Genomic DNA, 11,678 nt, shown 5'->3' on the forward strand with positions numbered 1-11,678 from the left:
TCTATGAAAATTTACTAAAAATCTAATAAACTATATAAAAGATATTTTTGATTATGCTTTAATGCATATGATCTAAATTTTAAATTATTATTTATCATAAAATAACTAGTATAAACTATGTTTTATCAATATAAAGAAAATTTTTATGATAATATTATTAATTAATTACAAAAAATACGGAAAATAAAATAAATAGAGGTTTGATTTAAATGGCAAAAGCAAAAAGACGACACGTACGTGATACTTGGAAAGAAAAAGATTGGTATACTATAAAAACTCCTGTAGCTTTTGGAGATAAGGAAATTGGAGAAACCCCTTCAAGAGATCCTGATTTTCTTGTAGGAAGAACAGTAGAAGTTACTATGAGAGAATTAACTGGTGATTTTTCTAAACAATATATTAAATTACAATTTGAAATTGATAATGTAGCTGGTGATGTTGCAAATACAAAATTCACTGGACATAAAACAACTACTGATTATGTTAGAAGTATGATTAGAAGAGGTACTAGTAGAATAGATACTCCTGTTATAATTGAAACAAAAGATGGACATAAAATGAAGCTTCATGTTTTAGCTGTTACTACTAGAAGAGCAAAATCTTCTCAACAAAAATTCATGAGAGAAACAATTACTGAATTAGTTAATAACATTGCTGTAGAAAAGAACTTTGAAGATGTTATTGAAACTTCTGTTAATGGTAGATTAGCAAGTGAAATTTATCATACTGCTAAAAAAATCTATCCTCTTAAAAGAGTAGAAGTTATTAAAAGTAAAGTATTAGATTAATTACTTTTCAGATTAAAGAATTTATTTATAAAATAAATTCTCTATTTTTCACTTTTTTTTAAAATCGTTTTTTATATTTTAAGTTTTTATTATTTTTTATTCTAAATTTCAATATTTATCCCTTAAATATAAATTAATAGTTATCTTTTTATGATTAAACTTATATAATATAAATAAATTATATTTAGTGGTTATTATGGAAGAAGCTTTAATGATTAATTGGGGTTATGTGATAATACTCTTCTTATTAGGATTTTTTGTGTATTGGAGAAAATCTTTAGATTTATTAGGTTCTCTTACAATGATAATAATGGGTATTGTAATCATATTTTCAGCTGGTGTAAGTTGGTTAATTTTAATTGTAATTTTTTTAATCATGAGTTTATTGGCCACAAAATTTGCAAAACCTTATAAAAATAGTATTGGGGAATATGAAGGTAGAAGAACGGCTAAAAATGTTATTTCGAATGGTTTGGTTGCTTTCCTTATGGCCGCGTTTGGTGGTTATTATTTGCCCTTTGTAGGTGGTTTTTTAGGTTCTATAGCAACAGCTACTGCAGATACTCTTGCAAGTGAAATTGGAGTTTTACAAAATCCAGTACTTATAACAACTTTTAAGAAAGTTAGTCCTGGTACTGATGGAGCTATATCCTTTTTAGGAACTGCAGTTGGAATTGTTGGTGCAGGTATAATAGGTTTTGCAGCTTTTATTTTAGGTATAATGCCTGATCCTTGGATGTCTATAAAAATAGCAATTATTTCAGGTACTGTGGGCTGCTTTATGGATAGCTTTCTTGGGGCAGTATTTGAAAGAAGAGATTATTTAAATAATGAGCATGTTAATTTATTGGCTACTATAACTGGAGCTATAGTGGGTATAATATGTGTATTATAAAAAATAGAAAAAAAAGAAATTTTTTTTATTAAAAAATTTTTTTAGAATTTATTCTTCAACTATAATGAAAGCTTCTTTACCTGCTGCACATTCCGGACAAGCCCAATCATCAGGTAAATCTTCTAATAAAGTTCCTGCTGGTATATTATATGCAGGATCGCCTTTTTCAGAGTCAAATTTATATTCACAGTGCATACATTCGTATATTACCATAAAATCACCTTTTTTTTTATTTTAATTTAAGTAATTCAAATTTTGTAATAACTTATATTTATTAATTTCTAAAATGTTTTTTACTTATCAAATTAATTTTATATTTTACAAAAATTTTTTATCAATATATAAAATTATATAAATCATTTTAAACTAAAACCTAATCATATATATTAATTTAGAAATTAAATTTAGAATTTTATTATATCTCATTAATGAAATTTAAATTTTCTTTAATTTTATTTTAAAAAGGTGATGAAAAAATGAAAGGAATTATATTAGTTATGGATGGAATGGGAGATCGTCCTTTAAAAGAATTAGATAATCAAACACCTCTTCAAGCAGCTAACACTCCAAATATGGATAAAATGGCAGAACGTGGTATTACTGGTATAATGGATTCTATAAGACCTGGAATAATACCTGGAAGTGATACAGCTCATTTATCTATTTTAGGTTATGATCCATATGAAGTTTATACTGGACGTGGACCATTTGAAGCATCTGGTGTTGGATTAGATGTTATTCCTGGAGATATAGCATTTAGATGTAATTTCTCAACAGCTGATGAAAATGGAATTATAACGGATAGACGTGCTGGAAGAATTAGAGAAGGTACTAAAGATATTGTAGATGTTTTAAATACTATGGTTATAAAAGGTTATGAAGATATTCAGATAATTTTTAAAGAATCTACTGGCCATAGAGCAGTTCTTGTATTGCGTGGGGAAGGTTTATCTGATAAGGTAACAGATGCAGACCCTAAAGTTGAAGGTAAAAAACCTAAAATAGTTGAAAGTACTGATGGTAGTGAAGAAGCTAAAAGAACTGCAGATTTACTAAATAAAATTGTTGAAAAATCCTATGAAATGGTAAAAAATCATCCGGTTAATATTGGACGTATGGAGGAAAATAAACCCCCTGCTAATATAATAATACCTCGTGGTGCAGGAGCTGTACCTAAAGTAGAACATATTAATGAAAAATATGAAGTTAATTCTGCATGTATAGCTGAAACTGGTTTAATTATGGGAATTGGACGATTTGCAGGTATGGATATTATTGAAATGGATGATGTTACTGGTGGTGTAGATACTAATTTGGATAATATTATTGATACAATAATTAATCAAGTAAATAATACAGATCACAATTTCTTTTTAATTAATATTGATGGTGCTGATGAAGCAGGTCATGATGGTAATGCAATTCAGAAAAAAGAATTCATTGAAAAAGTTGATAAAATTGTTATGAGTAAATTATTAAACCTTAAAAATGTTGTATTATTTTTAACAGCTGACCATTCAACTCCAATTTCTGTTATGAATCATTCTGGAGATCCTGTTCCTGTTATAATTAATAGTCCTGAAGTAAGGGTTGATGATGTTAAAGAATATAATGAATTTGCTGTTGCAAAAGGTGGATTGTGTAGAATTAGAGGATCTGATGTAATGAATATTGTTATGGATTTAATGAATAATTCTCATAAATTTGGTGCTTGATTAAATGAAAATTTTAATGGTTGTGTTTTTTAATGAGTAATGAGAATAAGAAACTTTTTGGAACTTCTGGGATTAGAGGTAAAATAGGTACAGAAATTAATGCAAATTTAGCTTTAAATGTTGGAAAATCTTTAGCTTCATATTTAAAAAATGAAGGGACTGTTGTTATTGGTTATGATACTCGAACAACCAATAAAATGTTGGAACAAGCTATTGTATCTGGTTTGATGGAAGGTGGAATAAACATAATTAAATTAGGTATGGTTCCAACACCATTAGTAGGTTATGCTACACTTAAATTAGGTGCTAATGCAGGAATAATGATTACAGCATCACATAACCCTCCTCAATATAATGGTATTAAATTATGGAATCCTAATGGTATGGCTTATACTCCTATTCAAGAAGCTGAAATAGAACAATTATACAATTCTAAAGCTTATGGAAATGTAAGTTGGGAATATATAGGTTCAGTAACTCATAATACTGAGATTAAAAAACAATATATGAATGATTTATTAAACACAGTTAATATTAAAAAAGGTTTAAAAGTTGTAATCGATGCAGCTTCTGGTGCAGGATCAGAATTATCTCCTATAATATTCAGAAAAGCTGGTTGTGATGTGATAACTCTTAACTCTCAAGTAGATGGATTTTTCCCTGGACGTAATCCTGAACCTAATAAAACTAATCTTCAAAATCTTATGAAAGTGGTTGTTGCTACAGGTGCAGATCTTGGAATAGCTCATGATGGGGATGCTGATAGAATGATGGCTGTTGATGAAAATGGGAATATATCAGAATTTGATAAGTTATTAGCCCTTATTTCAAAAAATTTTGGAGGGACAGTAGTTACAACAGTTGATGCAGGATTATGTATGGATGAAGTAATGGAAAAAGTTGGGGGAAAAGTAATTAGAACAAAAGTTGGTGATGTTGCAGTTGCTGAGTCCATTATTAAAAATGATGCTACATTTGGAGGGGAACCCTCTGGAACATGGGTGCACCCTGATTTTTGTATGTGCCCTGATGGTTTATTGTCTGGTCTTAGAATTGCAGAAATAGTATCAAAAGAAGGGCCTTTAAGTAAATTATTAAATGAAATATCTTCTTATTTCAGTATTAGAGAAAAAGTGGTTTGTTCTAAAGAGGATAAATTAAAGGTGTTCGAAAATATGGAAGAACAATTAAAAGAAGAATTTGATGATATTAAATATGTTAATTCTATTGATGGGATTCGTTTAACATTTGATGATGGAAGTTGGGTACTATTAAGACCTTCTGGTACTGAAGATTATATTAGAATTACTTTAGAAGCTAAAACTGAAGAAAAAGCAGAATTAATAAGACAAAAATGTGTATTTTTAATTGAAAAAAATCTTTCATGAATAATTCAATTTCACATAATTAAGAATTTTAGTTAATTTAAAATAATTCAATCAACAAATTAAATTAATAATTAAACTTAAAAATTTTATAATTTGCTAAGGAGGAAAAAAGCAAATGAAAGCAATAATATTAAGTGCCGGTGAAGGAACACGTATGCGACCGTTAACATTAACAAAACCTAAAACAATGTTACCTGTTGCAGGTAAACCTATTATGCAATATAACATTGAAATTTTAAGAGATAATGGTATTAAAGACATACTTTTAATTGTTGGGTATAAAGAAGATATTGTTAAAAATTATTTTAAGGATGGTAAAGAGTTTGGTGTTAATATTTCTTATAAAACACAAACTAATTTAGCAGGCACTGCTAATGCTATTGGTTATGGTGAAGATTTTATTAATGATAGTGTTATTGTTTTAAACGGCGATTTAATATTAAATAATGATATTATTGAAGAACTCATTTCAAAATATAATGAAAGTGAAGTAGATACTTTAATGGTTTTAAAAGAAGTGAACAATCCAAGTTCTTTTGGAGTAGTTGAAGTAGAAAATGGTTTAGTAAAAAACATTGTAGAAAAACCTAAAAAAGGAGAAGCTCCAAGTAATTTAATCAACACTGGAATTTATATTTTTAATAAAGATATTTTTGATAAAATTAATAAAACTCAAATCTCTTCAAGAGGAGAATATGAAATAACTGACTCATTATCAATGCAAATTGAAGAAAATAAAATAGTTAAAGCATATGTAACTACTAAAGATTGGATTGATGTGGGGCGTCCTTGGGAGTTAATTGAAATTAATGAAAGATTACTTAAAAAAATCAAAGGAGAAATTAAAGGAAAAGTAGAGTCAGGTGTAACTATTCATGGTGAAGTCTTCCTAGATGAAGGAAGCATCCTTAAATCTGGAGTATATATTGAAGGTTCAGTTTATATAGGTAAAAACTGTGATATTGGTCCTAATTCTTATATTCGTGGAAATACTTACTTCGGCGATAATGTACATGTAGGTAATGCCGTTGAGATTAAAAATTCTATCATCATGGAAAACACAAATGTTGGACATTTAAGTTATGTTGGAGATTCTGTTATAGGATCAAATTGTAATATTGCTGCAGGAACTAATATAGCTAATTTACGTTTTGATAATAAATCAGTTAAAACAATTATTAAGAATAAGAAAGAAGATAGTGGAAGAAGAAAATTAGGAGCTATAATTGGAGATAGTGTAAAAACTGGAATAAATTCAAGTTTTTCTCCAGGAGTTAAAGTTGGTTCAAGTTCAACTATTGGATCTGGTGTTTTATTATACCATGATGTAGGTTCTAATATGAGAATATTAGTTAAACAAGATTATATCATTCAAGATAAAACAACTAATGACCAGTGTTCATTAGATAATTTAAAAGATTAAATTAAATTTTTTTATATAAAACAAATAATTTTTATATTTAGGAGGAATAAAAAATGAATATTCACAAGTCAGCAAAAATTTTCCCAGGAGCTCATGTTGTAGGAGACGTTGATTTAGGGGAAAATGTTTCAGTATGGTATAATGCAGTTATTAGAGGAGATACAAGTCATATTTCATTAGGAAAGGATTCTAATGTTCAGGATAATTGTGTTCTTCATTGTTCTCCAGGTTTATCATTAAATATAGGTGAAAATGTATCTATCGGTCACGCTGCTGTTGTGCATGGATGTACTATAGATGATAATGTAATTGTTGGAATGAATGCAACTGTTTTAAATAATGCGCACATTGGTAAAAATTCTATTGTTGCTGCAGGTGCTGTTGTTACAGAAAATCATGAATTTCCAGACAATAGTTTAATAATGGGTACTCCGGGGAAAGTTGTTAAAGAAATTTCAGAAAAACAATTAAATTTAATTAAATTTAATGCTAAGCATTATGTAAATTTATCCAATGCATATGATGCGAATTTTAATTTTGTTAAAGATGCCCCAAAAATATATGATGTTGAATTTGAATTTTAATTAATAATCTTTTTTTTTAATGTAGGTATAAAAAAATGAATCCGAAAAAAGCAGTATTAGAATTAGATCCGTATGTTCCGGGTAGATCCAAAGAAGAAATTGTTAATGAATTTAATATAAATGAAAAGGATATAATTAAATTAGGTTCAAATGAAAATCCATGGGGTCCTTCTAGTAAAGTTAAGACTGCTATTCTAAATGAAGTTGATAATGTTAATAGATATCCAGAATCTGATTTAACTAAACTTGAATCAGAAATTGCAAATTATGCAGGTGTTAAACCTAATCAGGTTATTATTGGTGGAGATGGTGCTGATGAAGTTTTAGATTCATTAATTAAAACTTTTATCGAACCTGGTGATGAATTTATTGTTCCATTGCCATCTTACACATATTATGAGTTTCTTTTAAAACCTTATGGGGCAATACCAATTTATGGTAATTGGGATTTAAATAGTAATACTTTGGATGTTGATTCAATTTTAAATTCTTTATCTGATAAAACAAAAATGATTTTTTTATGTTCTCCAAATAATCCTACAGGGGCTGTTATTAATGAAGAAGATATTAAAACAATTTTAGATGCTACTAATGCTTTAGTAATTATTGATGAAGCTTATATTGAATATGCTGAATCTAATCATGTTAATTTAATTAAAGATTATTCTAATGTGTTTATTTTAAGAACTTTCTCAAAAGTTATGGGTCTAGCAGGTATGAGAATAGGTTATGGTTTATCTAATAGTGAGAATATAGAATATATGCATAGAATTAAACCTGTTTTTTCTCTCACTCGGCTATCTTATGTGGCGGCTTTAGCAACTTTAAAAGATAAAAAATTCATAGAAGATTCAATTATTAAAGGTAAAGAAAGTAGGGATTTATTATATGAAGGTGTTTCTAAAATCAATAAATTGCATGTTTTAAAATCTCAATCAAATTTTATGGTAATAGATGTAAGGGAAACTGGATTTACTGCAAATGAATTATCTTATGAATTGTTAAAAAAGGGCGTAATTGTTAGAGATTGTACTTCTTTTAAAGGTTTAGATGAATATTGGATTAGAATAAGTATTGCAACTATTGAAGAAGACAAAAAGTTTTTAAACATATTAAAAGAAGTTGTAAATTAAGTAAAAATATATTAAAAGGTAGGTTACACAAATTATGAAAATTGGAACTACATTAATATCTTCTGTTGAATTTCATGGGAATATGTCTTTAGTAATTTTCTTAGCAGGTTGTCCTTTAAGATGTCCTTATTGTCATAATGGTGAAATTTTAGAAGATGGTGATGATATTGATATTGGTGAAGTTTATAAAGTAATTGATGATTCCAAAGATTTTATTGATGCAGTTGATGTATCTGGAGGGGAACCACTATCACAATTAGATGATTTGATAAGTATTCTACGTGTTGCTAAAAAATTAGGATTAAAAACTAAATTAGATACAAGTGGAGTTTATCCAGATAGATTAAAAAAAGTTTTAGATTTAAATTTAGTTGATTATGTTGCAATGGATATTAAATCTCCTTTTGAAAAATATGAAACCATAATTGGTTCAAATATTGGGGAAAATGTTAAAAAAAGTATGGAATTAGTTAATCAATATGATAAAACCTATTTGGAATGTCGGACTACTTATGTTCCGGGTTTACTTAAACCTGAAGATATTATTGATATAAGCTATGAAATTAATTGTAATGTTTATACCTTACAACAGTTTAGAAATAGAAGTGTTCTTGATGAAGATTTAAAAGATATTGAAAGTCCTAATCCTCATGAATTGAAGGATATGGCTAAAAAAATAAAATCAATACTTAAAGACTCAGTTATTAAAGTGAAAAGTGCAGAATTTGGAGAGGAAGTTATTTAAATTTTCTTTTTCATGTTTTTAAAAAAATTTTAGAGGGATTAAATGCCAATATTGTCGTTTGGAAGTCAAAATATTAATATTATTACTCAAAAAAAGAACATGACAATACGTAAATTATGGAAAAATCCTTTAAAAGTAGGGGATCGTTTATACTGTTATTGGAATTTAATTTCTAAAGAAAAAAAGAAAGTTTTTGAAGCTCAAGTTACTAAAGTTGATTTGATTAAATTTAAAAATTTAAAACATAATGACAAATTAGCAAAAGAGGAAGGGTTTCTTAATGCTCAAGAAATGACTAAAGAATTTAAGAAGATGTATGCTGAAGATATTAATGATGATAATATTTTTCAGGTAATCTATTTTGAAAAATTAAATATTGAAGATTGGATTGGAGATAAAATTGATGAAAAAGCCATGATTACCCAAAGAGCAGATATACTTTTTGATAGTGGTAAATATGATAAGTCTGTGTTGTGTTATTCAGCGGCTTTAGGGTTTGATTCTGAAGATATTTATTTATTGAATAAAAAGGGAGATAATCTCTCTCGTTTGGGTAAATTTCATGAAGCTATTGGTTGTTATGATAAAGCTATTGAAGTAAACCCAAATAATGAGTATATACTAAATAATAAAGCAATTGCTCTTTTAAATTGTGAGCGTATTGAAGAGGCTCTTGAAGTTAATGATGAGGCTGTTAAAATAAATCCTGAAAATACTGTAGTTTTATATTGGAGAGGTTTTATTCTTCAAGTTTTAGGCAGATTAAATGAAGCTCTAAATATTTATGATAAAATTTTAAGTATAGATGATTCTGATCCTCAAGTTTGGAATGCTAGAGGAAATCTTTTAAATGATTTAAATAACCCTGAAAAGGCTTTGGAATCTTATGATAAAGCAATGGAGTTATGTTTTGATGATTCGGATATTGATGCTTCTGCTCAAAATAGAAAAGGCAATGCTTTGTTAGATTTAGGGCGTTTTCAAGAAGCTTTAGATTGTTATAATAAAGCTATTAATCTTGAAAATGATAATCCAATTTTTTTATTAAATAAAGGTATTGTTTTAATGGAATTAGAGGAATATCAAGAGGCTTTAAGTTATTTTATTAAAATTTTAGCTAAGCATCCAAATAATGAGGATGCTCAATTTTTGAAAGAGGAATGTTTAGAAAATTTATAATTTTTGGGTTTTTTTATGTGGTATGATTTAATTTTGATTGCTTTGGCTTTTTTGATACCTGGAACAAGTCAAATTATTTTAGGTAAATTAATTCCAGGTTTGATTTTTTTCTTAATATTTTTAATAATGATTGTTGTTGATCATTTTACTCATGATTATCAAGGTAAACATGAAAAATTGATTACTGTAAGAGTTATAATTTATATTGGGTTTTGTTTAATATCTGCATTATATACCTATTTTTTATTGGTATAACTTTTTATTAAAAAAGTGTAAGAACATATACCTTAAGTTTTCTAATTTTTCTAATTTTTTCATGTATTGCTTAAATTATTTAATTACCTTATGTTTTTTATTAAAGTTTTAATATTTATTTCTATTTAATTAGTCAATTCTTTTAAATTTTTAATAGAAAAAATAAAGCAATTTTTAAATTATTATGTTTATTTTAAATATTTTTTAATTAAAGAAATACCCCATTCTGTCATTTCAGTAGATTTTTTTTGAGAATCTGATTCTGCAAAACATCTAAAAATAGGTTCAGTTCCGGAAGGTCTTATAATAATCCAACCATCTTCTTTTAATATCTTCACTCCATCTGTAGTGTCTATTTTATAATTAGTTGTTTCTTTTATTTCCTTAACAATACTTTTCATAATTTCTGATTTTTTATTATCAGGACATTCAATTTTCATTTTTTCAGAATAATATTTTGGTAATTCTTTAACAAGTTCATATAATGATTTTTTTTCCTTAGCAATTATCTCTAATATCTTAGCTACAGTCATTGCAGCGTCACGACCATAAACAAAGTTTGGGAAAATAAGGCCACCGTTTTCTTCTCCACCAAAAAGACCATTTTCTTCTTTTAATTTTCTTGCTACAAGTAAGTCTCCTACAGCGGTTGTTATAACTTTACCATTATACTGTTTAGCTATATCATAAATTGCAGTTGAAGTTGCAACAGTAGTTACTATAATTCCTCCATTGTTTTCCTTTAACATTTGTTTTTCAACTAATGAAAAAGTTTTATCTCCTAAAACAAAGTTTCCTTTATTATCAATACAAATAGTTCTGTCTGCATCACCATCATGAGCTAAACCTAAATCAGCATTTAAAATTTTTACAGTGTTTATTAATTCTGTTAAATTTGGTTCTATTGGTTCAGGGTTACGTCCTGGGAAAAATCCATCAGCTTGACAATTTAATGTAGTTACTTCACATCCAAGCTTTCTTAATATGTAAGGTGCTGTGAAAGAACCAGCTCCAGAACCACAATCGACTACTACTTTTAAATTTGCATTTTTTATTGCATCTACATCTACTCTTTTAAGAGTTTCTTCAATATATTCGTCTATAATAGATTCATTAATACAATATTTTCCCATTTCATTCCATTTAGCTCGTTTAGGTTCTTTATCAAAGTATAATTCTTCTATTTTTAATTCCATATTATCGGGAGTACCAATACCAAATTCATCTACAAATTTTAGTCCATTATACTTTGGAGGATTATGTGATGCAGTAACTATAATTCCACCATCATAATATGTTCTAACAGCATATTGTATTGCTGGAGTAGGTAAAATTCCAAGGTCTATTACATCACAACCTGAAGATAATAATCCTGCGGTTATAGCATGTTTTAACATAGGAGTACTTGTTCTTGTATCTCCTCCAATAGCCACAGTTCCTTGAACTAATGTACCATAACATGCTGCTAATCGGGATGCAAATTCCGGATTTAAAACTTCGTTTGCTATTCTTCTAACTCCAAATGTCCCAAATAATCTTTTATTTGCCATAAATCAAATCACCATTAATATTA

General features: G+C 27.6%; 12 protein-coding genes. 10 read left to right on the top strand and 2 right to left on the bottom strand.

Annotated elements, in window-relative coordinates; translation table 11 throughout:
• Positions 1 to 209 precede the first annotated feature (209 nt).
• Both BP769_RS07125 and BP769_RS07130 read left to right on the top strand, forming a co-directional pair.
• Entirely contained in the window at positions 210 to 788 is a 579-nt protein-coding gene (locus BP769_RS07125; RefSeq protein ID WP_409198070.1) for a 30S ribosomal protein S3ae, read from the top strand.
• A 196-nt stretch (positions 789 to 984) separates the two neighbouring features.
• On the top strand, positions 985 to 1,683 hold the full coding sequence (locus BP769_RS07130) for a TIGR00297 family protein (RefSeq protein ID WP_409198069.1): 699 nt from the start codon (positions 985 to 987) through the stop codon (positions 1,681 to 1,683).
• Between the two features lie 48 nt (positions 1,684 to 1,731).
• On the opposite strand, the gene BP769_RS07135 is transcribed toward BP769_RS07130, so the two are convergent.
• Positions 1,732 to 1,896: a rubredoxin gene (locus BP769_RS07135; protein WP_409198068.1), complete on the bottom strand. Its 165-nt coding sequence runs from the start codon at positions 1,894 to 1,896 to the stop codon at positions 1,732 to 1,734.
• Between the two features lie 263 nt (positions 1,897 to 2,159).
• Between BP769_RS07135 and BP769_RS07140 the strand changes: the two genes are divergently transcribed.
• The 8 genes from BP769_RS07140 to BP769_RS07175 all read left to right on the top strand — a co-directional run bounded on the left by BP769_RS07140 (position 2,160) and on the right by BP769_RS07175 (position 10,105).
• Positions 2,160 to 3,398: a 2,3-bisphosphoglycerate-independent phosphoglycerate mutase gene (locus BP769_RS07140; RefSeq protein WP_409198067.1), complete on the top strand. Its 1,239-nt coding sequence runs from the start codon at positions 2,160 to 2,162 to the stop codon at positions 3,396 to 3,398.
• A gap of 32 nt (positions 3,399 to 3,430) precedes the next feature.
• On the top strand, positions 3,431 to 4,786 hold the full coding sequence (gene glmM / locus BP769_RS07145; protein ID WP_409198066.1) for a phosphoglucosamine mutase: 1,356 nt from the start codon (positions 3,431 to 3,433) through the stop codon (positions 4,784 to 4,786).
• Between the two features lie 115 nt (positions 4,787 to 4,901).
• On the top strand, positions 4,902 to 6,209 hold the full coding sequence (gene glmU, locus BP769_RS07150; RefSeq protein ID WP_409198065.1) for a bifunctional sugar-1-phosphate nucleotidylyltransferase/acetyltransferase: 1,308 nt from the start codon (positions 4,902 to 4,904) through the stop codon (positions 6,207 to 6,209).
• A gap of 53 nt (positions 6,210 to 6,262) precedes the next feature.
• Positions 6,263 to 6,793, top strand: a complete 531-nt coding sequence (locus BP769_RS07155) for a gamma carbonic anhydrase family protein (protein ID WP_409198064.1) — start codon at positions 6,263 to 6,265, stop codon at positions 6,791 to 6,793.
• 35 nt (positions 6,794 to 6,828) lie between these two features.
• Positions 6,829 to 7,926, top strand: coding sequence for a histidinol-phosphate transaminase (hisC, locus tag BP769_RS07160; RefSeq protein ID WP_409198063.1), 1,098 nt, complete (start codon positions 6,829 to 6,831; stop codon positions 7,924 to 7,926).
• 34 nt (positions 7,927 to 7,960) lie between these two features.
• Positions 7,961 to 8,671 carry an anaerobic ribonucleoside-triphosphate reductase activating protein gene (locus BP769_RS07165; protein WP_409198062.1) on the top strand — a complete coding sequence of 237 codons (711 nt, stop codon included), beginning with the start codon at positions 7,961 to 7,963 and terminating at the stop codon, positions 8,669 to 8,671.
• A gap of 42 nt (positions 8,672 to 8,713) precedes the next feature.
• A complete protein-coding gene (locus tag BP769_RS07170) occupies positions 8,714 to 9,850 on the top strand; it encodes a tetratricopeptide repeat protein (RefSeq protein ID WP_409198061.1) in 1,137 nt (378 codons plus the stop codon).
• A 15-nt stretch (positions 9,851 to 9,865) separates the two neighbouring features.
• A complete protein-coding gene (locus tag BP769_RS07175; protein WP_409198060.1) occupies positions 9,866 to 10,105 on the top strand; it encodes a hypothetical protein in 240 nt (79 codons plus the stop codon).
• Between the two features lie 188 nt (positions 10,106 to 10,293).
• On the opposite strand, the gene glmM (BP769_RS07180) is transcribed toward BP769_RS07175, so the two are convergent.
• Positions 10,294 to 11,655 (bottom strand): phosphoglucosamine mutase, encoded by a 1,362-nt coding sequence (gene glmM / locus BP769_RS07180; protein WP_409198059.1) that lies wholly within the window; start codon positions 11,653 to 11,655, stop codon positions 10,294 to 10,296.
• Positions 11,656 to 11,678 lie beyond the last annotated feature (23 nt).

Source organism: Methanobrevibacter sp. UBA417 (assembly GCF_002508845.1).
GTDB classification, from domain to species: domain Archaea; phylum Methanobacteriota; class Methanobacteria; order Methanobacteriales; family Methanobacteriaceae; genus Methanobrevibacter_A; species Methanobrevibacter_A acididurans.